Origin of the sequence: Agrobacterium sp. a22-2 (assembly GCF_012276985.1) — a bacterium.
Classification (GTDB): Bacteria; Pseudomonadota; Alphaproteobacteria; order Rhizobiales; family Rhizobiaceae; genus Allorhizobium.
In genome coordinates this window covers 286,864-309,023 of the sequence record NZ_JAAXMM010000001.1, presented here as the reverse complement: position 1 = coordinate 309,023, position 22,160 = coordinate 286,864, and the positions used below count along the sequence as shown (strand labels likewise).

Here is a 22,160-nt window from a genome sequence, read left to right as displayed (position 1 = left end):
TCATCGCTGCATTGCCCCGCCACGCATAGGCTGCGGTCTCTGCGGCCATGCGTTGGCCGGCTTGTAAAATACTGTGGAATAAGCAAGCTAGGCCAAGTGAGTCCGAGAGCGCTGTCATCTACAAGCGACCGGGTTTGCCAAATACGCGATGCGCATCTTCAAACGCGATTTCTGCGATGCGGCGGAGCGATCCGAAATTTAAGGTTCTGGAGTGGGCAGTGCGCATTGCGATTATTGGTTCAGGGTATGTCGGCCTGGTGTCCGGCGTGTGTCTCGCGGATTTCGGCCATCAGGTCACCTGCATCGACAAGGACGCGGCGAAGATCGCCCTGCTCAATGCGGGACATGTGCCGATCTTCGAGCCCGGCCTTGATGCGCTGATCGCCAAGAATATTGCGGAAGGTCGCCTGACATTCACCACCGATCTTGCCGAACCGGTCGCTGCCGCTGAGGTCGTCTTTCTTGCTGTCGGCACACCATCGCGCAAGAGCGATGGCCATGCGGACCTGTCCTATGTATTCGCCGCCGCCCGCGAAGTGGCAGCGGCTGTGCGCGGCTTCACGGTTATCGTGACAAAATCGACTGTTCCCGTCGGCACCGGTGACGAGCTTGAGCGCATCATGGCCGAGACGAATCCGCAGGCCGATCTGGCGATCGTCTCCAATCCGGAGTTCCTGCGTGAGGGAGCCGCCATCACCGATTTCATGCAACCCGATCGCGTCGTGGTCGGCCTTAACGACGATCGCGCCCGCGATATCATGGCCGATGTCTATAGCGCGCTGGATCGCCAGAAGCACCCGCTTCTCTTCACCTCCCGCCGCACCGCCGAATTGACCAAATACGCCGCCAACGCCTTCCTGGCGCTGAAGCTTGCCTATATCAACGAGATCGCCGATCTCTGCGAGCATGTCGGCGCCAATGTTCAGGACGTGTCACGCGGCATGGGGCTGGACAGCCGCATCGGCCAGAAATTCCTCAACGCCGGACCCGGCTACGGCGGCTCGTGCTTTCCGAAGGACACGCTGGCCTTGGTCAAGACGGCGCAGGACCATAACAGTCCGATCCGCCTGATTGAGACGATCGTCGGCATCAACGAGACGCGCAAGCGAGCCATGGCTCGCAAGGTCGAAAGTGCCGTCGGCGGCCAGTTGCGCGGCAAGGTGATCGGCATTCTCGGATTGACCTTCAAGCCGGACACCGATGACATCCGGGAATCGCCTGCACTCGCCATCGTTCAGGCCTTGCTCGATAAAGGAGCCATTCTCAAGGCCTACGATCCGGAGGGTATGCCCTCCGCAAAATCGGCCATGCCCGAGCTTGCCTATTGCGATGACGTCGAGAGCGTCGCCGAAGGTGCCGATGCCCTGGTCATCATCACCGAATGGAACGCCTTCAAGGCGCTGGATTTCGCCAAGCTGAAAGCGATAATGACATCGCCTGTTCTGGTCGATCTGCGCAATATCTACACGGCCCCGGATGTCGTCGCTCAGGGCTTTTCCTATTCCAGCGTCGGCCGCGCCTCCTGACGGCGATGGGGCGATAGAGCCCCATTGCAACCATCCCCTGCGTGCCGCGTTAACCTCGCATCGAAACAGTGATGCGAGGTGAAAGACCATGGTGTTCAAACCACAGAAATTCTACGGCGAAGAGCCGGTCCGCGACAATGCGAAAATCCCCCCGGCGGAAGTCGCTCTGGAAACAAGCGTCGCCGAACAGCTGGCAGTCAGCGACGGCATCGACGCTTCAAGCGTTTCGGCAACGGCAATAAAGCGAGAGATCGTGCTTTCCGGCACGGTCGGTTCGGCCCAGGAGGTTGACCGGGCGGTCCAGGTGGCACTTGATGTGCCGGGCGTGGATAAGGTCTCCGTCAACCTCGCCATCGGCGAGCGCAGCGGCATCTGACGGTCGAAGTTGAAACTCTCCCCTGGCCGCAAGGTCAGGGGAGGGTGCGATGACGATTGAATTCAGCTTTTTCGGAACAAGGCAAGGCAACGGGCCGGCAAAACGAATTGCTCGGTTTTCCTGGCAATATCGCCGTGCTGCTCCGGGTTGCTGGTAATCAGTTCCAGAACCCAGTCATTGTCGCCGGTGGCCGGAATGGTAAAGGCGGCATCGTCGTCGACCGGATTGAACAGGATCAGGACATCGGACCAGATGCCGGGATGATCGGCCAAGTCATCCCGATGCAGGCGTAGCGCCAGCGCATTGCCGTCCAGCCAATGTTCCGGCCTTTGTGCCCCGCCATGCATGTTGAACCAGTCGATCACCATGCCGTCGCGCCAGTTCTCCCGCCGCAGCAGCGGCTGTTCCTTGCGCAGCGCGATCAGGCGCCGGGTAAAGCTGCGCAGTGCCTCGCAGCTGTCCGGCAGGTTTTCCCAATGCAGCCAGCTGATCTCGCTGTCCTGGCAATAGCCGTTGTTGTTGCCCATCTGCGACCGGCCGAATTCGTCGCCGGCCAGCAGCATCGGTGTCCCGTGTGAGAGCAGCAAGGTCGCCAGAAAATTGCGTTTCTGGCGCTCCCGTAGCGCGTTGATGCCCTCGTCCTCGGTCGGTCCCTCTACTCCGTAATTGTGGCTGCGGTTGTCGTTGTGACCATCATTGTTGTCTTCGCCGTTGGCCTCGTTGTGCTTGCTGTCATAGGAGACGAGGTCGTTCAGTGTGAAGCCGTCATGGGCGGTGATGAAGTTGACGCTTGCCCAGGGGCGACGGCCGCGCAGATCGTAGATATCGCCGGATCCGAGCAGGCGTGCGGCAAAGTCCGGCGCGCAATTGTCGCCGTTCAACCAGTATTCGCGGGTCGAATCGCGATATTTGTCGTTCCACTCGGCCCAGCCCGGCGGAAAGCCGCCGACCTGGTAGCCTCCGGGACCGATATCCCAGGGCTCGCCGATCAGCTTGACGCGGCTGAGCACCGGATCCTGCGTCATTGCATCGAAATAGCCGCCGCGCTGGTCGAACCCCTCCGGCTCCCGGCCCAGAATGGTGCCGAGATCGAAACGGAAGCCGTCGACCTGCATGTCTTCGGCCCAGTAGCGCAAGGAATCCATCACCATTTGCAGCACGCGCGGATGCGATGTGTTCACCGTGTTTCCGGTGCCGGTATCGTTGATATAGTAACGGTGATTGTCCGGCAGTGTCCGATAATAGGAGAAATTGTCGATGCCCTTGAAGGACAGCGACGGGCCGAGTTCATTGCCCTCGGCTGTGTGGTTGTAGACCACGTCGAGAATGACTTCGATGCCGGCATCGTGAAATGCGCGCACCATCTCGCGGAAGCCATGCAATCCCTGCGGCCCGTAGTAACGCTGGGCCGGGGCGAAGAAGCCGATGGTGTTGTAGCCCCAATAATTCCGCAGTCCCTTGTCGAGCAGGTGGCTGTCATCGGGGAATTCGTGGATCGGCAGGAGTTCGACGGAGGTGATGCCGAGGCCCTTGATATAGTCAACCGCAGCCTTGTGCCCGAGCCCTTCGAACGTGCCGCGCAACTCCTGCGGAATGGCCGGATTGAGCTGTGTAAAGCCCTTCACATGCGTTTCATAGACGATCGTGTCCGACCAGCCGATCGCCGGCCGCTGGATCGAGCCCCAGCCCACGGCGTTGCGGTCCACCACGCGGCATTTCGGCATGCCCGAAGCGCTGTCCATGTCGTTGAAGGACAGATCCTTCTCCTCGCTGTCCAGATCATAGGCGAAATGCGCTTTCGACCATTTGATCGGACCGACCAGTTCTCGCGCGTAGGGATCGAGCAGCAGCTTGTGCGGGTTGAAGCGATGGCCATTGGCCGGATCATAGGGGCCATGTACCCGGTAGCCGTAGAGCGCTCCCGGTTTCAGGCCCGGCACATAACCGTGCCAGATCTCATTGGTGTATTCCGGCAGGTCGAGACGGGCGATCTCGGTCATGCCGGTCGGGTCGTAGAGGCACAGGTCCACGCGCTCGGCATGAGCCGAAAACAACGCGAAATTGGTGCCTTTGCCATCGAAATGCGCGCCCAGGCTCTGCCATTGGCCGGCCTCGATTGCGAAACGTGCTCTGCTCATGTCCATGGGAAAGTACCTCAGGGCCGGTGAAGAGTTGCGTCGAGATAAGCCGCAAGCGCAGCATTTGTTCCGCACCGCCGCAAAAACCGTTCGCCCACTATCGAATGGTGAGGAACAAAACCCGTTCCGCCGTGTTCCAAAGGAACGGGGCGCACGCTTTCCCAGGACTTTTAGTAAGGAACACGAATGATGGACTTCCACGGAGATGTCGCCCTGGTGACGGGCGGCGGTTCGGGCATCGGCAAGGCAGCAGCCCGGCATCTGGCCGCGCAAGGTGCCTATGTCGCCGTTCTGGGACATACCGCCGAGGAATTGCACGCAACAGTCGCCGAGATCGAGGCGGCCGGCGGTGAGAGCGTCGCCCTGGTGGCTGATATCACGGATGAGCAGCAGATGGCTCGGGCGGTCGGGACACTGTTCGATAGCAAGGGGCGTCTCGATATCGTCGTGGCCAATGCCGGGATCAACGGCATATGGGCGCCGATTGATGATCTGAAGCCCGATGAATGGGACCGCACCATCGCTGTCAACCTGCGCGGCACCTACATGACCCTGCATATGACTGTGCCCTATCTGAAGACATCGGGCGGCGGTTCGATCATCGTGATCTCGTCGATCAACGGAACGCGGACCTTCACGTCGCCGGGCGCCACCGCCTATTCGGCGACCAAGGCGGCACAATTGGCCATGGTGCAACAACTGGCCCCGGAACTGGGCAAGCACAATATCCGTATCAACGCGGTCTGCCCCGGCAAGATCGATACGGAAATCCAGGACAATACCACGATGAGAAACAGCGAAGAGGCAGGGGTACCGGTCATCTGGCCGGAGGGCGATATTCCGCTCACCGCAGGCATTGCCGGTGCCAGCGAGGATGTCGCCGAAGTCATAGCCTTCCTGGCATCTGACGGCGCGCGCCATGTGACGGGAACACCGATCTGGGTCGACGGGGCTCAGAGCCTGCTGCGATGACATCGAAGTACCGGTCCCTCGCGCACGGGCGGCCAGATTTAACCATTTGTTCACCATGTCGTTTTCAATTTTAGCAAAAGATGAACAAACCGGCCGGCAATGCGTTTGGCAGTCGAAGGAGACAAGAATATGCGCACAGAGCCCGATACAATCCTGATCGTCGAGGACGATGTTTTCATTTCCATGGACGCTGCCGACAGCGTGTCCAAGGCCGGTGCCAATGTAGTGACTACGGAAACGGTGCGCGATGCGCTGGAGTTCCTGGACAATGGCCGGGTAACGGCGGCGATACTGGATTTCCAGGTGCTTGATGGTGTCGTGACCCCTGTGGTGGAACGGCTGCGCTCTGCCGGAATTCCCTACCGGGTGGTCTCCGGCACGCCGGCCCAGGAGATCATTGCGTTGGGAATTCCCGCCGACCGGATCGTCTCGAAGCCGGCGGACTATTTCAAGATATTCGTGTCGCTGATCAATGACCGTCCTTGGGCGAGCCTGCGCGCCACCAATTGATTGTGCCGGTCGGCATTTCCGCAGGCAAAAGATAAGACTGGGAACTTAAGACGGTTCCTGGGGTTACTGCCTCGGCCAGCCAAGGGGGCTGTGCCATTGACTGAAGGCGCTCCGATTGTATCGGATTTCCGCAAGGGGCAGGGGTTTCATGACGAAAACGACGGATGGCGTGACGCGCCGCAAAACTTTGCGCACGGATCATCCCTTGTGGGCAGCAACGCCTCGCATCACCGTACCGTCCAGCAGCACGCCGCGACATCAGGACTATGACGTAATCATCGTTGGCGCCGGCATTAGCGGCGCGATGATGGCCGAGGCGCTTGCCGACGGAAAACGGCGCATCCTGGTGATCGATCGCCGGCTGCCTGTGCGGGGTAGTACCATGGCCAGCACGGCGATGATCCAGCATGAAATCGATATTCCGCTGCATCAGCTGGATAAGCTGATCGGCAAGGAAAAGGCGGCACGCGCCTGGCAGCGCTCCAGTGAGGCCGTCAAACATCTCAAGCGCACGATCGCCCGGCTCGATATTCGTTGCGCCTTCGAAGAGCGCTGCACGCTCTATCTGGCCGGCGAGGAATACGGATCGCGCGCGCTGCAGACTGAAGCCGATCGACGCATTGAGGCAGGCCTGCAGGCCGAATATCTGAAATCGGCTGAGCTGCGCGAACGTTTCGGCATCCAGCGGACGGCGGGTATCGTCTCAAATCCATCGGCCTCCGCCAATCCCGCCCAGTTGACCGCCGGCCTGCACAAAGCTGCCGCTGTGCGGGGCGTGGAAACGGTATCGCTGCTTGACATTACCGACCTGCGCGAAACCCGCGACGGCGTGGTCCTGGCAACGGCGGGCGGCCGGTTGCTGACAGCCGCCGACGTGGTGTTCTGCACAGGATACGAATTCCTGGAAGTCATGGAGAGCCCGGCCCATCGGGTGATTTCCACCTGGGCGCTGGCCAGCGAGCCGCGCATTCCGCGCCCGGCCTGGCTCGACGAGTTCCTGGTTTGGGAAGGATCCGATCCCTATCTCTATTTCCGCTCGACGCCGGACGGCCGCATCATTGCCGGCGGCGAGGACGAAGCCGATCCGGTCGCCCATCTCGATCAGGACAAGGCGAAGGCCAAGTTTGCCCGGATTGCCGAAAAGCTCAAGGATCTGACCGGGATCGACATCGGCAAGCCCGCCTACGGCTGGGCGGCTGCCTTCGGCACGACCACAACCGGCCTGCCGATCATCGACCGGACGCCCGGCATGGACCATGTGCACGCGGTGATGGGGTTTGGCGGCAACGGTATCACCTTCAGCGCCATTGCCTCTGAGCTGGTTGCCTCGAGAATAGCCGGACAACCGGACCCAGAGGAGGATCTGTTTCGCTACCCCGAGTGATGTTCGGGGCATGGTCGTCCCTTGCCGAAACCCATTGACCTTGGGCTTTTATATTTTATGCTTAAACTATTGACCGGGCATCGGTTGGCGGCTGGTGCGTACAGACCGGCGCGAAAAAGGGGATAGTCATGCAGGATCCGCATTGTCATTCGAGCAGCATCGTTGTCGAGCGACCGGCCCGTATCGCCTTTGCCCTGATGTCCGACGGCATCAAACAGGGGCAATGGGCCTGGGGTAGCATGGATCGCTCCGAAGTCGAGCCAGGCCTGTTTCTCGGAACCTCGACGTTCACCGGCCGGCAGACCTATGTACGCCTGCATGTCGACCAGGCGCGGTTCCAGGTCGACTACGAGGTTGGCGGCACCAAGGAGACCATGCAGTTCCGAAACATGTCGCGGGTCATTCCGGGCGGGGTGCTGAAGATGGGCGTCGATACCTGCGTCGTCAGCCTGCTGACCTGGCGCCTTGCCACCCAGACGGATGCCGAATGGACGCAGTTCGGCTGCATCCACGAGGCGGAAATGTTCCTGATCAAGGGCCTGCTGGAACGCGCCGGATGATCCTGTCTCAATCCTCGGAATAACGCTCCTCGGCCCAGGGGTCGCCGCGCATGTGATAGCCGTTCTTTTCCCAGAAGCCGGGGCGGTCAACCGCCAGGAAGTCGATCCGTTTCAGCCATTTGGCGCTTTTCCAGAAATAGAGATGCGGTACCACCAGCCGCACCGGCCCGCCATGGTCCGTGGTCAGCGGCTTGCCATCCCAGCTATGGGCAATGATCGCGTCTTCAGCGGCAAAATCGGCCAGCGGCAGATTGGTCGTATAGCCATCGTAGCTGGTCAGCATCACGGCATTCGCCGTGTCGGAGGGCGAGACAAGTGCCAGCAGATCGCGGGTCGCCACACCCACCCAGTCGTTGTCGTAGCGCGACCACGTCGTCACGCAGTGGATGTCGGAGCGCATGTCGCTCTGTGGCAGGTCCTGGAACGCCTGCCACGTCAGGCTCCGCGGGGCCGCCACCAGCCCGGCCACCTCCAGTTTCCATTGCGATTGCGAGATGTGCGGCTGCTGACCAAGGTCCAGCACCGGCCAGTTCTTGACCAGATGCTGGCCCGGCGGCAGGCGGTCGCTGTCCGGCCGTGCCACGCGACCAGTCAGAAACTTGCCCTCCGCCGCCCAGCGCTGCTTGGTCACGGTCAGTTTGGTCAGTTCCGGGCTCAACTCTTCGTCGCTCATGGTAGAATCCTCGTTCTCAGGCAGGCTTCAATCCCCCGACCAGCGTCGGAATGAGTTCCGAAACGGTTGGATGAATCGGCACCGCCCATTGCAGGGTCGGATAGGCGATGTCGGCATTCATGATATCCAGGATGCCGTGGATCGCCTCGTCGCCCTCGATGCCGAGAATGGCGGCACCAAGGATCTTCTGGGTTTCTGTATCGGCGATCAGTTTCATGAAGCCCTTGGTCTCGTCGCGCTCGATCGCCCGGCCGACGCGGCTCATCGGCCGGGTGGAGATCGAAATCGGCCTGTTGGTCGCCCGCGCCTCCCGTTCGCTCATGCCGACCCGCCCGAGCGGCGGGTCGATGTAAAGGGCATAAGCGGATATGCGATCGGAGAGCTTCCGATCGTCGCCATCCAGAAGATTGGCGGCGACAATTTCGAAGTCGTTATAGCTCGTGTGGGTGAAGGCACCCCGGCCGTTGCAGTCGCCAAGCGCCCAGATGCCTGGCACGTTGGTCGCCAGTCTGTCATCCACTTGGATATAACCGCGCCCATCGACCGCAACGCCCGCGTTGTCGAGGCCGAGATCATCGGTATTCGGCTGGCGTCCCGTGGCCACCAGCACATGGCTACCCCACACCTCCGGCTCGCCCGATGTGCAGTTGACGCGCACGGCGACGTCGTTTCCTTCGGGCCTCAATCCGATGCAGTCGGCCTTGGTGCGAATGGCGATGCCTTCGGCTGTCAGAATCTCGGCAATGGCTTGGGAAATATCCGCATCCTCGCGCGGCAGCAGATGATCGCCGCGCTCGACCACGGTCACTTGCGCCCCGAAGCGTCGGTACATCTGCGCGAATTCCAGCCCGATATAGCTGCCGCCGACCACCACCAGATGGCGGGGAACGGTGTCCAGCGCCAGCATGCTCGTGCTGGTGAGGTAGGGAACGCTGTCGATCCCATCGAGATCCGGCTTTGCCGGCCGTCCGCCGACATTGAGAAAGATTTTCGGCGCCGTCAGGGTCTCGTCGCCAACCTGCACGGTGTCGGCGCCGAGCAGGCGTGCCTGGCTGCGGATCAGCGTCAGGCCCGGCATGGAGCCGAGCCAGTCTTCCTGGCCGCTGCGGGCATTGTGGATCACCGTCTGGGCGCGGGCCCTGACCCTGGCGATGTCGATGCCAGGGGCGCCTTCCAGCACGATCCCGAAATCGGCGGCGCGGCCGGCCACATGGGCTGCCCGCGCCGAAGCGATCAGCGTCTTGGTCGGCATGCAGCCGGCATTGACGCAGGTGCCGCCGACGAATTTCCGCTCGATCAGCGCTACTGACATGCCGGCACCCGTCAGCCGGCCGGCAAGCGAGGGGCCGGCCTGTCCGGCCCCGATCACGATCGCGTCGAAGCTCTTCATCAGAGGCTGGCCACGATGATATAGGCACCGAGAATGGCGACGGCATCCTCGATCAGCGCGGCTGGGAGATCCCTGCCGAACACGGCTGCCAGGCGGCCGCGTGCTGCAGCCCCGCCATAGGTGCCGGCAATGGCACCGACGATGCCGGCGATCAGCCCCGCCACCAGCAGGCCGAAGCCGGCGCCGATGGTGGCGCCCGCCAGGCCGCCCATGATGATGCGGGCGGCAAACTGCGGCGGCACCTTGCGGCTCGGCGTCGATGGCAATTGGTCGGTCACCAGTTCGACCAGGGCCAGGACCGTGAAGATCCACGGCGTCCAGGCATAGCCCATGAAGGCCAGCGGCGTTTCGGACACGTTGATCCAGCCGAGTGCGGCAGCCCAGCTGACGGCGGCCGGCGCCGTCATGGCCCGAAGACCTGCAACGATGCCGATGAGAAACGAGAATATGGCGATCATGACGAAATTCCTTTGGCTCGATATAGGAAAGGTAGATCACAATCAGTCGGGCGTCCGGATCGGGGCGCGGATCGCCGGCAATATAAGCATTGGGAGCAGAAGCTCCTGTAATTGAAGCATGCGCAAGAATTCATGTCCCCGGCCCGTCGAGGATAAACAGTAAAAACGCCGATCTCAATTCTTTAACTTGGCATTCGTCACTTTTTTCGGCGCTTTGCGATAACGGGCGGAACGGCTTGGCGCGGCCGTGCCGATCCTCTAATACCAAATCTCGATAATAGAAACCTATAGGACCGGCTCGATCGGTCCTGCCGGCGTCGTCGAGACTTGGTATAAGAAATGCAACGGCCAAACCATCCCGGGCGGCGGCCGATACGCAACCAGCAGTACCGGATGAGGAGAGACTGAGACGATGCTGACCCGCCGACACATGCTCGGGACCGCTGCCCTTGCCCTCATCGCCCCGCGCGCTTCCTTTGCCGTGGAACTGACTCAGCATGAGCTTTATTTCGACAAGGACGCGCCGGTTCTCGGCAATCCAAAGGGCGACGTGACATTGGTCGAGTTCTTCGACTATCAGTGCGGTTACTGCAAATCGAGCCATCCGATCGTCAGAAGGATCGTCAAGGAAGACGGCAATGTCCGTCTTGTATTGAAGGACTGGCCGATATTCGGCGGCGTTTCGGTCTTTGCGGCCCAGGCCGTTCTGGGCGCGGCCCAACTCGGCAAATACGAGCCCGCCATGGAGGCTGTGATGAAGATCCAAGGGCGGGTCAGCGAGGAGGCGGTGGAACAGGCGCTGGCCAGTGTCGATCTGCCGATGGACCGGATCGCCGCCGCGGTCAACAAGCACAATACCAAGATATCCGGGCTTCTCGACCGCAACTACGCCCAGGCGACGAGTTTCAACCTGGTCGGTACGCCGTCCTTCGTCACGGGCACGTCCCTTTATCCAGGCGTTCTGGACGAAGAGGGGTTGAAGAAAGCCATTGCCAAGGCGCGCGCCTGACTGACGCTCCGCATCCCGCCACCAGAGTTTCGCAAATGGAAAGTCCCATGCCTCCTGTCGAGCCCCGTTCCTTTTTGACCACACTGTTTCAGGCAGCCGTCACTGCTGCGGATCCGCTGGAGGGCATACGCAAACACCTGCCGCAAAAGCCTGTCGGCCGCACCATCGTGATCGGCGCCGGCAAGGGGGCGGCCCAGATGGCGCAGGCGCTGGAAAGCCTGTGGGATGGCCCGCTCGAAGGTGTCGTCGTGACGCGCTACGGCTATGGCTGCACGCTCGATCATATCGACCTGATCGAGGCGTCCCATCCGGTGCCGGATGCTGCGGGTCTGAAGGCCGCCAAACGGCTGATGGCGGCGGTTGGCGATCTGACGGCCGACGATCTGGTGATCGCATTGATCTGCGGCGGCGGCTCCGCCCTGCTGCCTGCACCTCCGGCCGGGCTGACGCTCGATGACGAGATCGCGCTGAACGAAATGCTGCTCGCCTCCGGTGCGCCGATTTCGGCGATGAACGTGGTGCGCAAGCATCTGTCCACCATCAAGGGCGGCCGACTTGCCGCCGCCACCAAGGCCAGAGTCGTCAGCCTGATCGTGTCGGATATCCCTGGAGACAATCCAGCCCATGTGGCCTCCGGCCCGACGGTTGCCGACGGCTCCATCCGCCACGATGCCTTGGAGATCGTTCGCCAATACGGCTTGGCCCTGCCTCAGGCGGCGATCGATCATCTGAATTCCCCGGCCGCCGATGCACCGGATCCCGCCGATCCGGTTTTTGCCAGGCACGAGCATCATATCATCGCTTCCGCAGGCGTCTCGCTGCAGGCCGCCGCCGCCCTTGCGCAGGCGCAAGGCATTCCCGCCGTCATCCTGTCGGATTCGATCGAGGGCGAGGCCAGGGATGTTGCCCTGATGCATGCGGCGATCGCCCGGGAAGTGCTCACCCGTGACCGGCCCTTCAAAAAACCGGTGGTGATCCTGTCGGGTGGCGAAACCACGGTGACCTTGCGCACCAGGGGCGGTCGCGGCGGACGCAATGGCGAATTCACGCTGGCCATGGCGCTGGCGATCGACGGGCACGATATCCACGTGCTGGCCGCCGATACCGATGGCATAGACGGCTCGGAAAACAATGCCGGCGCCTTTGCCGATGGCGGCAGCGTCAAGCGGCTGCGCGCCGCCGGCCTGGATCCGCGCCGGCTGCTGGATGGCAATGACAGCTATTCCGGCTTCTTGGCCATCGGCGATCTGTTTGAGACCGGCCCGACCGGCACCAATGTCAACGATTTCCGCGCCATCCTCATCGTCTGACGGGATGGTTTCGAGCGAGGAAAATGGTCAAGCGCCGGCCTTTCATCAATCGTCACTCATGCTGTCCACGGTGTCGTCCATGCGGGCGATCGACCGCAGCCGGCTGCGGCTCCTGGGTAATCGCTTGTCCATGTCTTTGAGCGGCACCAGCCCGGCAAGCTCTCGCCCAAGTTCGGCGATGCGCTCCGCCTTGTCCTTGATGGCCTCGCGCTCCTTGCGGGTCAACTGGCCGAACGATTGCGGTTCGTAGTCGACGGCAAGGTCCGCATAGGCCATGGAACCCGGCTGCGGTTCGGCGTAATAGGCCTCGGCAAAGTCGCGCAGCATGTCGTCGATCGCGCGGATTTCCACAAGGTAGCGCCGCCAGCGATGTTCATCGAGCTCGAATTTCCCGACAATCTCCTGGCCTGCCAACGCCCCATATCGGGTCAGATCCCGGATCCGCTCGGCCGGCATGGCAAGATTGAGGCCGCCTTCGTCCTCCGTCAGGTTCACCGTCACGATGCGCTCCCGGTAGCCCGGCAGAATGGATTGCAGCGAATCCTGCCAGTCCTTGGCGCTGCCGAACAGTGCCATCACGAAGCCGAAAATGCCCTTGATGCCGCGGGTCGGCAGAAGCTGGCCCTGGATGGCCTTCAGCGGTAGCACGATCCGGTCGTCGCCGGTCTTGGCCCGCAGGGGATTGTGCTCGCCAAGCGAGATGCCGAAGGTCGGCGTATGGGGCAGGAACCGGTCGAAGAAATGCACCGGAAAATTGCTCGAAAGCCCGCCATCGGAAAACAGGCAGCGCACCAACTGCTCATCGCCGCTGACATTGACCAGGGTATAGTCGTAGCGCCAGAGCGGAACCGCCGATATCAGGCCGGGGAAGCTGAGACTCATGCGCGCCATCACCACCAGCGGCATATTCTCGACATTGAAGTAATGGAGGTCACGGCTCTTGTCCTCAGTCTCCACCCGCTTGCTGGCGGTCACCATCGCATCGACGATCCGCTTGGGAAACAGCCGTCGGAATTCTCGCTCGGAGAAGAAATGCAACCGGTTGCCCATCGGCAACGCATAGGGCCGATGGGTGGAGATGTCGGTGGTGACCGTGTTGACGCGGATGTCGCGCAAGCGCAGATCGGCAATGCCGAGCGGCGGATCGCCCGGTCCGAGCCCGGCAACCCGGTCGATCGTCTCGGCCAGCCAGTCGGTCAGCGCCGGGCCGTCGGTGCCGGGCTGCGTCAGCCCGCTGCACAGCCCGAAATCCGCCTCCGGCAGGGCGCTGGTTACCTGCCGGATCGCCGAATAGACCGGGGCGGCAAGACCGCCTGCCACTACCAGAAGAAGCCCGAGCACACAATAGCCGGAAGACTGCGACGACAGCGCCAGCAACAGGATGACAAGCCCCGGCAGTGCCCCGAGCGCCGCGCTCTTGCGGTATCCGGTCAGAAGCGCGGTGAGCACCGTCGTCCAGCGTTTGGACAGCGCCGCCAGCAGCAGCACGAACAGAGGCCGCAGATGCGGCAGGGGCTGGAATTTCTGCAGCAGCGTTTGCGACAGCTCGTCCGGCAGCTTGCCCACCTTCTCGAAGCCGCCGCTGTCGCGGCCATATTCGGCAGCCGCCGTCACCACGGCGGCAATCGCACCGGCCGACGTGCCGCCAATATTCTCGAAGCGGTACTCTTTCGAGAGTTCAATCACCGCGCGCGGATAGACCACGCCGCTGGTAATCCCGCCCTTCATTACCAGGTCACAACGTTTCAGCGGCGTCGTCATGACGTCCATCCCCCAGAGCAAGGCTGGCGAGATCATGCCTCAAAAGTTGTGATTGCGATAGATGGCAACCGCTCTTGCTGCGTCAGATGTCGAAGACATTTGCCAGCATTTCGTACTGGTGCAGCCGCAGATCGGCATCATGGATGAAGTCCTGCACCATGATCTCGGTCGCACCGGTCTGCGCTGCCATACGGTCGATGATCGCCTTGACCCGCTGTGGCGTGCCGATCACATAGGCCGGCCAGTCGGCATCGTCCGCCGGCAGCAATCCGCCCATCATTTCGATTGCCTCGTCGGGAGACGGCAGGCGCTCCAGCATTATATTGTCCTGGCGGCGCAGTTTGAAGGCGGCGCGCATCGGCATGGCCAGCCGCTCGGCCTCTTCCTGGGTTTCGCCGACAATGGCGCGGATCGCCAGCAGGATCGTTGGCCGGTCCACTCCGGCCGCATGGCTCGACGGCTGGAAGTGACTGTTATAGGCGGCCATGGCGCCGGGCGCATTTTCCGGCACGTGAAAGGCGCTGCAGGCCAGCGGCAGGCCGAGACGTGCCGCGCGGATGGCACTCGCCTCCGTGGCCGCCAGAATGAAGGGCAGCGGTCCGGCCGGTTCGTCCGGCATGATGGCGATACCGTGAAAGGGAGAGCTTTTCGGCAGGTCACTGCCGAGCCAGCCGATGAATTCCTCAACCTGGGCGCCGTGGTCGTCCGGCGTTGCAACGTCGCGCAGCCGCTTGAGAGCGGTATCGGCGGTGATCCCCGCCGTTGCCCGGCCGATGCCGACGTCGATCCTGCCTGGAAAGAGCGCATTCAGGGTGCGCACCGCTTCGGCGGCCTTGTAGGGACTGTAGTGATTGAGCAGGACCCCACCGACGCCGATACGGATCCGGCTGGTGGCGCCGGCAAGGGCTGCGGCAAAGACCTCCGGCGCGGGATTGGCCTCGAAGGGCACGGCATGATGCTCTACCACCCAGTAGCGGTGATAGCCCAGGCGCTCGGCAGCCTGCGCCAGCGCAACGGAGGCGCGCAAGGCGCCACCGGAGGCCTGGCCCTGCGGGATCTGCACCGGATCGAGGATCGACAGTTTCATGTTTGAAAACCTGAAGTGGTTAGCATGCGCTGACCGTTGCGCGTGGCCGCACCGAATGGAGGAGGGCGGTTTCCTGCCCTCCGGCCGGTGGTTTCTTTACTTCAGTTCGAATGCCGAAGGCGCGACGAGGTCGGCCTTGATATCGATGACATTGTCCTTCGGCAGCATGCCGGCTTCCACCATGAAGCTCTGGTCCGCCGTCAGGTTGGCGATGTCCTCGTCGGTCATGACAGAGGTGAAGTCGTAGAGCGGCATCTGCGCCTTGGCATCCTCAACCGTGATCTTCTGTTCCTTGGCGGCGATCTCCATGGCCTCGTCCGGATGCTCGGCCATGAAGGCAAGCGCCTTGCGGTGCGCCTCGAAATAGGCCTCGATCAGGTCAGGATGTTCCTCCACGAATTTTCCGCTGGCGCCGATCACCGTCGTTGGCTTGATGAAGCCTTCGCCGCTGGTCAGCACCTTGCCGCCGGCTTTTTCGACCATCACGGCATTGGCGCCGGCCAGGGTCACCACGTCCACCTGGCCCGAAAGCAGTGCGGCGCGGGCGGTTGGAAGATCCATGTTGATATATTCGACATCATCGAGCGTCAGCTTCTGCGACACCAGAGCCGAAACCAGCAACTGGTTCAGCACGGTGCCCTTCGGGCCGGCGATCTTCTTGCCCTTGAGATCGGCAAGCGTGGCCGGACCATCGGCGCGGGTCATCAGGAAATAGGCCTTGGGCGAGCGGGCATAGGCGGCGATCACTTTCAGGTCGACGCCATTGGCCTTGGCGAGAATGGCGGATGTGCCGCCGAGCACGCTGGCAATGTCGATTTCGCCGGCAGCGATCGCCTGGGTCTGCTGGGCGCCGGAGGTGATTTCCGGGCTTTCGACCTTGATGCCGAGCGGTGCGAAGGCATCCGTCAGATAGCCCTTTTCGCGCATGACGATCGACGGAACATTGAAGGGCGAGGCCACATAAGTGATGCGCACGGTGTCCGGCTTGTCGGCCGCAAGGACCGGCGTGAAGGCCACGGAAACGGCAAGAGTAAGGGAGGCGAACAGTTTCATTTAACTCTCCGGAGTTGGGGTGGAACAATCGCCGGCATTTGGTGCGCCGGACACTTGGGATAAAAGGCGGTCGAGAATGGCGCGGCGATGGGTGCCGACCAGAGCATCGGTCGGGTCGCGCGGATAGGGCAGGTCAACCCTGTCCTGTCCCGCCATCCGGCCATGGGCCAGTTCCACGACGGTCTGGCCGAGCACGACGGCTTCCTCGACGTCATGGGTGACGAACACCACGGTCGCGCCGCGCTTCTGCCAGATGGCGATCAGCTCGTTCTGCATGGAGCGGCGGGTGAAGGCATCGAGTGCGGCAAAGGGTTCATCGAGCAGCAGCAGGTCCGGTTCGAGAACCAGGGCGCGCGCCAGCGCCACGCGCTGCGCCATGCCGCCGGAGAGCTGTGTCGGCAGAGCATCTCGGAAGGGACGCAAGCCAACGAGATCGAGAATGGCGCCGCAGCGCGCCTCGATGGCCGGTCCGTCATGGCGCCCCTTCAGCCCGAAGGCGATATTGTCGAAGACGGTCAGCCACGGCATCAGCCGCGGCTCCTGAAAGACAACGCCGACTTTGAGTTTCTCGCCCGCGCCGCTTGTCATCATCGTGCCGTGGCTCGGTTCGGTCAGGCCGGCCAGGATCCGCAGCAGCGTGGTCTTGCCGCAGCCGCTGCGCCCGACCACGGTTGTGAAGCTGCCGCGGCTGAGCGAAAGGTCGATGCCGGAGAGAGCCGTGACGTCTCGCTGGCCGACACGATACCGTTTGCCGATGTCGCGCAGCTCAAGCACGGGCCATCTCCAGGTCGGTTGCAAGCCAGGGTGCAGCCCGGGCGATCGACGCCTTGAGGGCCAGGTCGGCCAGCAGGCCGATCACGCCGATCACCAGAATGCCTGCCAGAACGATGTCGGTGCGGGCAAGGTTTTCCGCGTCGACGATCATGTAGCCAAGGCCGGCCGACGAGGCGATCAACTCGGCGCCGACCAGGGCGCGCCAGCTATAGCCAAGGCCGATCCGCAATCCGACCACCAGCGACGGCATGGAGGAGGGCAGGACGATGCGCCGCATGATGTCGCTGCGGCTGAGGCCGCAGACCCGGCCGACCTCGATCAGCTTCGCGTCGACCTGCGCAATGCCGCCGCGCACGCCGAGAAAGATCGGGAAGAAGCAGGCCAGGATGATGATGCCGACCTTCTGGGTCTCGCCGATGCCGAGCCACAGCATCAGCAGCGGCATCAGCGCCAGCGGCGGGATCTGTCTCAGAAACTCCAGCAACGGCTCCAGCAGATTGCGGACCAGGGTGCTGAAGGCAAAGACCACGGCCAGCGGCACGGCGATGGCCACCGCCATTCCATAGCCGAGCGCCACCCGCTGCAGGCTGACCAGGGTGTGTTTGGCAAGGGCACCCGATTGCGCCAGTTCGAAGAGGGTACGCGCCACCTTTTGCGGCGAAGGCAGCAGGAAGGCATTGATCCAGCCAAAGGCGCTGGCCGCCCACCATAGGCAGGCCGTCGCGGCAAATACGGCAGCAGCGATCAGGGGACGCGGCAGGGACATCGGGCTCAGTCTCGGAATGCAGGAGTTCGATCGTGCGAAGCTCTAGAACAAATACATGACAAAAGAAATCATCTTTAAATTGTAAAGACGATTCCGGTGAATTCTATGCATATCGACGTTCGACGCAGAACGTCGCAGGGACTCGCACGTCGGCCCGCAATGCCCTAAGTAGACCCTGCGCCGAAGCGGCCGGCCGACGGATGGAGAATGGCGAGCGGATGGTACTGGCACTGCAGCAGGTGACGAAATCCTACCGGACCTCCGAGGGACCGCTGACGGTCCTGAAGGAGATCGACCTCAATCTGGCGGCTGGGCGAAGTCTTGCCCTGACCGGCGAATCCGGCAGTGGCAAAAGCACGCTGCTGCATCTGGCAGCGGGGCTGGACGGTCCGGATTCCGGCCTGGTCATCGTTGCCGGGCAGACCATTTCAAATCTTGGCGACAGCGGCCGGGCGGCACTGCGCCGCGGTGTCGTCGGGCTGATCTTCCAGCAGTTCAATCTCATTCCCTCGCTCGACGTGGCGGCCAATCTGGCCTTTCATGCCCGTCTCGCCGCCCGCTACGACGCCGAATGGCAGTCGCTTCTGATCGCCAAGCTCGGGCTTTCGGATCTGTTGAAGCGCTATCCGGAACAGCTGTCCGGCGGCCAGCAGCAGCGCGTCGCCATCGGCCGGACGCTGGCCGCCCGCCCGCGGCTGGTGCTGGCCGACGAGCCGACCGGCAATCTGGACGAGGCGACCGGCGATGCCGTTCTGGCGCTGATGATGGAACTCGTTGCTGAAACCGGCGCGTCATTGCTGATGGTCACCCATTCCACGCGGCTCGCCGAGCGGCTGGACGAGCGGGTGCATCTGCGCGCCGGGCGGATCGTCTGATGCTGCGGACCAGCCTGTCGGCCCTCCTGTCCCATTGGCGCTGCCGGCCGCTGCAACTGGCCATGCTGCTGATGGGCCTGTCGCTGGCCACTGCGCTCTGGTCAGGCGTCCAGGCGGTCAATGCCGAGGCGCGTGCCAGCTATGACCGTGCGGCGGCCATGGTCGGCCAAAACCGGCTTGTGCAGCTTGTCCGCGCTGATGGCGGTTTGATCGACCAGCAGGTCTATGTCGACCTGCGCCGGGCTGGCTGGCCGGTGTCGCCGATCCTCGAAGGCGATCTGCGCCTCGGTCCTGTTCGCTTGACGGTGATCGGCATAGACCCCCTGACGCTGCCGAGTGATGCCCGGCAGATCGACGTCAGCGGCGGAGACGGCTTGCTGGCTTTTCTGGCACCGCCCGGCTTGCTCTACGTCGCGTCGGCCACTGCCGAGCGCTTGGCGGCCAGCGCGGCAGTGCTGCCGCCGCTCCGCATCACCAAGGACCTGCCACCGGGCACGGCGATCACCGATATCGGCCGCGCCCAGGCGCTGCTCGGCAAACCGGGAGAGATCAGCCGGCTTGTGCTGGCGCCCGGAGCGCCGCCGGACACGGCCGCGCTGGAAACCCTGGCGCCGGGCCTTGTGTTGCGCGCGCCCGATAGCCAGGGCGATCTGGCGCGGTTGACCGACAGTTTCCACCTCAACCTGACCGCTTTCGGCCTGCTGGCCTTCGTGGTCGGCCTGTTCATCGTCTATTCGGCCATCGGCCTTGCCTTCGAGCAGCGCCGGCCGAGTTTTCGCACCCTGCGGTCGCTGGGTGTGCCGGCCGGCACCCTGATGGGACTGCTGCTGGCCGAACTGCTGATCCTGGCGCTGGTCGCCGGTTTGATCGGCGTGGCACTCGGTTATCTCGTCGCCTCCCTGTTGCTGCCGGATGTCGCGGCGACCCTGCAGGGCCTCTACGGCGCCGATGTGCCGGGAACGCTGACGCTTCGCCCGCAATGGTGGGCGACGGGGCTGGCCATTGCCGTGTTCGGAACGCTGGTCTCCTCGGCCCAGAGCCTCTGGCGTGTCTGGCGCATGCCGCTGCTGGCGCCGGCCCAGCCGCGCGCCTGGGCGCGGGCCTCGGAAGCCGCCCTGCGCATCCAGGCACTGGCATCGCTCGGCCTGTTTGCCCTGTCGCTGGGCTTTGCCACATGGGGTTCGGGCCTGGTCGCGGGCTTTGCCGTGTTGGGCGCCCTGCTGCTCGGATCGGCTTTGCTGTTGCCGGTGCTGCTGGCGCTGTTTCTGGCCCTCATGCAGCGCCTCTCCAAGGGGCCCTTGTCGACATGGTTCTGGGCGGATGCCCGCCAGCAGCTTCCCGGCCTGTCGCTTGCTTTGATGGCCCTGTTGCTGGCGCTGTCCGCCAATGTCGGGGTCGGAACCATGGTCGCGAGCTTTCGCCTGACATTTACCGGCTGGCTCGACCAGCGCCTGGCATCCGAGCTTTATGTGACGGCCCGCACCGAGGACGAGGCCGCGGACCTTCGCGCCTGGCTCACGCCGCGCGTGGATGCCGTTCTGCCGATCTGGAGTGTCGAGGGCGAGATCGCCGGTCAGCTGGCGCAGATCTACGGCGTTGCCGATCATGCCACCTATCGCGACCATTGGCCTTTGCTGGAGGCCGGGCCTGAGCTGTGGAACAGGATAGCGCGTGGCGAGGCAGCGCTGGTCAACGAGCAGATGGCGCGCCGCGACGGCCTGCAGCTCGGCGATCCGCTGACCCTGCCGGGTGGATGGCAAACGGTGGTGGCCGGGGTCTATTCCGACTACGGCAATCCCTTGGGCCAGGTAATCGTCGGCATCGAGGCCCTGACGGCCCACTATCCCGATGTCGCACGACTTCGCTATGGCCTGCGCCTGCCGCCGTCCGATACCGAACGGTTGAAAGACGAGCTGCAATCCCGCTTCGACCTGCCCTCGCGAAACGTTGTTGATCAGGCAAGCATCAAGCAGCGGTCGCTGGAGGTGTTTGAAAAGACCTTCGCGGTGACGGCGGCGCTGAACGTGCTGACGCTCGGCATTGCCGGTCTGGCGATGTTTGCCAGCCTGATGACCCTGTCGGGCCCGCGCCTGCCGCAGATCGCACCGATCTGGGCCATGGGCCTGACGCGCCGCCATCTGGTGCTGTTGGAACTGGCACGCACCATGGTGTTGGCCTCGCTGACCTTGCTGGCGGCCCTGCCGGCCGGTCTCGGCCTTGCCTATGTCCTGCTGGCGATCGTCAATGTCGAGGCGTTCGGCTGGCGGCTGCCCGTCCATCTGTTCCCGGCCGACTGGCTGCGGCTGGCGGCCCTTGCGTTCGTTGCCGCACTGTTGGCGGCCCTCGTTCCGCTGCGCAACCTGGCGCGGCTGACGCCGTCCGATCTGTTGAGGGTGTTTGCCAATGAGCGCTAGGATCCTTCTGTGTTGCGTCGTCGCAGCCCTCATGATGCAGCCCGGCCACGCCGGGGCGCAGGGCTTTGCCGGTCTCGGCACCAGCGCCGACGGTTTTGCCGTGCCGCAGCCGGGCGTCCAATTCCAGTTCCCGGCCGATCACGGCCCCCATCCCGACTACCGGATCGAATGGTGGTATGTCACCGCCAATCTCCAGGCCGCCGATGGCACCGACTACGGGGTCCAGTGGACGCTGTTCCGCTCGGCCCTTGCCCCCGGCGAGGCGGAGGGCTGGGCAAGTCCGCAGGTCTGGATGGGGCATGCGGCCGTAACCACGCCGAGCGCCCATTTCGTCTCCGAACGACTGGCGCGCGGCGGCATCGGCCAGGCCGGTGTATCCGCGGCATCGTTTGAGGCCTGGATCGACGACTGGCACATGCGGGCCGCAGCACCGTCCGGAGAGGTTTCGACGGGCAGCGATGGCCTGGCCCGGCTCGATCTGGCGGCAACGGGTGATGACTTCGCCTACGATCTGCGGCTCGACGCCAAGGGGCCGCTGGTGCTGCAGGGCGATGGCGGCTATTCGCTGAAATCGGCCGCCGGACAGGCAAGCTACTATTACTCGCAACCGTTCTACACGGTGAGCGGCACGCTCCACCTGCCGGGTGGCGACGTCGCGGTGACTGGCAATGCCTGGCTCGACCGGGAATGGTCGTCGCAGCCACTGGCCGCCGACCAGACGGGCTGGGACTGGTTCTCCCTGCACCTCGACAGCGGCGAAAAGCTGATGGGGTTTCGCCTTCGCGACAGTGGCGCAGGCTTCACCTCCGCCAACTGGATCTCGGCCGACGGCAGGCTGGGACCTTTGCCGCCGGGCGCGATGACCGTGACGCCGCTCGACTATGCCTCGGTCGCCGGCAAGACGATCCCGGTGCGCTGGCGTGTCGATGTTCCCGCCAAGGGCTTCAGCGTGACGACCGTGCCGATCAATCCTCAGGCCTACATGACGACGCGCTTTCCCTACTGGGAGGGACCGATCCGCTTTTCCGGAACCCATGCCGGCCGCGGCTATCTCGAAATGACCGGCTACGAATAGGCCGATCCGTCTTCCGCTGCCTTCGGCCAAGTGCTGGCCGAAGGAGGAG

General features: G+C 63.3%; 20 protein-coding genes. 11 read left to right on the top strand and 9 right to left on the bottom strand.

The genetic code is table 11. The features are described from left to right. The first annotated feature begins 218 nt into the window (after nucleotides 1-218). Complete coding sequence (locus HFC70_RS01460) at nucleotides 219-1,526, top strand: UDP-glucose/GDP-mannose dehydrogenase family protein (RefSeq protein ID WP_168471413.1); 1,308 nt, start codon at nucleotides 219-221, stop codon at nucleotides 1,524-1,526. A gap of 88 nt (nucleotides 1,527-1,614) precedes the next feature. After that, nucleotides 1,615-1,902: a BON domain-containing protein gene (locus HFC70_RS01455; protein ID WP_168471412.1), complete on the top strand. Its 288-nt coding sequence runs from the start codon at nucleotides 1,615-1,617 to the stop codon at nucleotides 1,900-1,902. Nucleotides 1,903-1,964: 62 nt separating this feature from the next. On the opposite strand, the gene glgX is transcribed toward HFC70_RS01455, so the two are convergent. Further along, a complete protein-coding gene (gene glgX / locus HFC70_RS01450; protein WP_168471742.1) occupies nucleotides 1,965-4,040 on the bottom strand; it encodes a glycogen debranching protein GlgX in 2,076 nt (691 codons plus the stop codon). Nucleotides 4,041-4,229: 189 nt separating this feature from the next. Here glgX and HFC70_RS01445 point away from each other — a divergent pair, with 189 nt between their 5' ends. The 4 genes from HFC70_RS01445 to HFC70_RS01430 all read left to right on the top strand — a co-directional run bounded on the left by HFC70_RS01445 (nucleotide 4,230) and on the right by HFC70_RS01430 (nucleotide 7,466). Then, nucleotides 4,230-5,012 carry an SDR family NAD(P)-dependent oxidoreductase gene (locus tag HFC70_RS01445; RefSeq protein ID WP_168471411.1) on the top strand — a complete coding sequence of 261 codons (783 nt, stop codon included), beginning with the start codon at nucleotides 4,230-4,232 and terminating at the stop codon, nucleotides 5,010-5,012. Between the two features lie 129 nt (nucleotides 5,013-5,141). Continuing rightward, complete coding sequence (locus HFC70_RS01440) at nucleotides 5,142-5,522, top strand: response regulator (RefSeq protein ID WP_168471410.1); 381 nt, start codon at nucleotides 5,142-5,144, stop codon at nucleotides 5,520-5,522. 148 nt (nucleotides 5,523-5,670) lie between these two features. Further along, the gene (locus HFC70_RS01435; RefSeq protein WP_168471409.1) at nucleotides 5,671-6,906 is read left to right on the top strand and encodes an FAD-binding oxidoreductase; all 1,236 of its coding nucleotides are present in this window, start codon (nucleotides 5,671-5,673) and stop codon (nucleotides 6,904-6,906) included. Between the two features lie 128 nt (nucleotides 6,907-7,034). Beyond that, nucleotides 7,035-7,466, top strand: a complete 432-nt coding sequence (locus tag HFC70_RS01430; RefSeq protein WP_168471408.1) for a hypothetical protein — start codon at nucleotides 7,035-7,037, stop codon at nucleotides 7,464-7,466. Nucleotides 7,467-7,473: 7 nt separating this feature from the next. On the opposite strand, the gene HFC70_RS01425 is transcribed toward HFC70_RS01430, so the two are convergent. The 3 genes from HFC70_RS01425 to HFC70_RS01415 are packed head-to-tail and all read right to left on the bottom strand — an operon-like array spanning nucleotide 7,474 to nucleotide 9,987. After that, nucleotides 7,474-8,139 (bottom strand): sulfite oxidase-like oxidoreductase, encoded by a 666-nt coding sequence (locus HFC70_RS01425; protein WP_168471407.1) that lies wholly within the window; start codon nucleotides 8,137-8,139, stop codon nucleotides 7,474-7,476. Between the two features lie 16 nt (nucleotides 8,140-8,155). After that, nucleotides 8,156-9,529, bottom strand: a complete 1,374-nt coding sequence (locus HFC70_RS01420; protein WP_168471406.1) for an FAD-containing oxidoreductase — start codon at nucleotides 9,527-9,529, stop codon at nucleotides 8,156-8,158. Further along, nucleotides 9,529-9,987 (bottom strand): DUF4126 domain-containing protein, encoded by a 459-nt coding sequence (locus HFC70_RS01415; protein WP_168471405.1) that lies wholly within the window; start codon nucleotides 9,985-9,987, stop codon nucleotides 9,529-9,531. Before HFC70_RS01415 ends, HFC70_RS01420 begins: the two co-directional genes overlap by 1 nt. 412 nt (nucleotides 9,988-10,399) lie before the next feature. Between HFC70_RS01415 and HFC70_RS01410 the strand changes: the two genes are divergently transcribed. Both HFC70_RS01410 and HFC70_RS01405 read left to right on the top strand, forming a co-directional pair. Then, nucleotides 10,400-10,996, top strand: coding sequence for a DsbA family protein (locus HFC70_RS01410; protein WP_168471404.1), 597 nt, complete (start codon nucleotides 10,400-10,402; stop codon nucleotides 10,994-10,996). A 47-nt stretch (nucleotides 10,997-11,043) separates the two neighbouring features. Continuing rightward, nucleotides 11,044-12,306 (top strand): glycerate kinase, encoded by a 1,263-nt coding sequence (locus tag HFC70_RS01405; protein ID WP_168471403.1) that lies wholly within the window; start codon nucleotides 11,044-11,046, stop codon nucleotides 12,304-12,306. Nucleotides 12,307-12,351: 45 nt separating this feature from the next. On the opposite strand, the gene HFC70_RS01400 is transcribed toward HFC70_RS01405, so the two are convergent. The 5 genes from HFC70_RS01400 to HFC70_RS01380 form a co-directional block, all read right to left on the bottom strand. After that, on the bottom strand, nucleotides 12,352-14,067 hold the full coding sequence (locus HFC70_RS01400; RefSeq protein ID WP_168471402.1) for a patatin-like phospholipase family protein: 1,716 nt from the start codon (nucleotides 14,065-14,067) through the stop codon (nucleotides 12,352-12,354). Between the two features lie 82 nt (nucleotides 14,068-14,149). Then, on the bottom strand, nucleotides 14,150-15,154 hold the full coding sequence (locus tag HFC70_RS01395; protein WP_168471401.1) for an MsnO8 family LLM class oxidoreductase: 1,005 nt from the start codon (nucleotides 15,152-15,154) through the stop codon (nucleotides 14,150-14,152). Between the two features lie 96 nt (nucleotides 15,155-15,250). After that, nucleotides 15,251-16,207, bottom strand: a complete 957-nt coding sequence (locus tag HFC70_RS01390) for an ABC transporter substrate-binding protein (RefSeq protein ID WP_168471400.1) — start codon at nucleotides 16,205-16,207, stop codon at nucleotides 15,251-15,253. Next, the gene (locus tag HFC70_RS01385) at nucleotides 16,208-16,981 is read right to left on the bottom strand and encodes an ABC transporter ATP-binding protein (protein WP_168471399.1); all 774 of its coding nucleotides are present in this window, start codon (nucleotides 16,979-16,981) and stop codon (nucleotides 16,208-16,210) included. It lies immediately after the preceding gene. Beyond that, the gene (locus HFC70_RS01380) at nucleotides 16,974-17,747 is read right to left on the bottom strand and encodes an ABC transporter permease (RefSeq protein ID WP_168471398.1); all 774 of its coding nucleotides are present in this window, start codon (nucleotides 17,745-17,747) and stop codon (nucleotides 16,974-16,976) included. The genes HFC70_RS01385 and HFC70_RS01380 overlap by 8 nt, the downstream gene beginning before the upstream one ends. Before the next feature lie 218 nt (nucleotides 17,748-17,965). Here HFC70_RS01380 and HFC70_RS01375 point away from each other — a divergent pair, with 218 nt between their 5' ends. The 3 genes from HFC70_RS01375 to HFC70_RS01365 are packed head-to-tail and all read left to right on the top strand — an operon-like array spanning nucleotide 17,966 to nucleotide 22,111. Continuing rightward, nucleotides 17,966-18,622, top strand: a complete 657-nt coding sequence (locus HFC70_RS01375) for an ABC transporter ATP-binding protein (protein WP_168471397.1) — start codon at nucleotides 17,966-17,968, stop codon at nucleotides 18,620-18,622. Beyond that, a complete protein-coding gene (locus tag HFC70_RS01370; RefSeq protein ID WP_210259099.1) occupies nucleotides 18,622-21,036 on the top strand; it encodes an FtsX-like permease family protein in 2,415 nt (804 codons plus the stop codon). The genes HFC70_RS01375 and HFC70_RS01370 overlap by 1 nt, the downstream gene beginning before the upstream one ends. Next, complete coding sequence (locus HFC70_RS01365; RefSeq protein ID WP_168471396.1) at nucleotides 21,026-22,111, top strand: lipocalin-like domain-containing protein; 1,086 nt, start codon at nucleotides 21,026-21,028, stop codon at nucleotides 22,109-22,111. Before HFC70_RS01370 ends, HFC70_RS01365 begins: the two co-directional genes overlap by 11 nt. Nucleotides 22,112-22,160 lie beyond the last annotated feature (49 nt).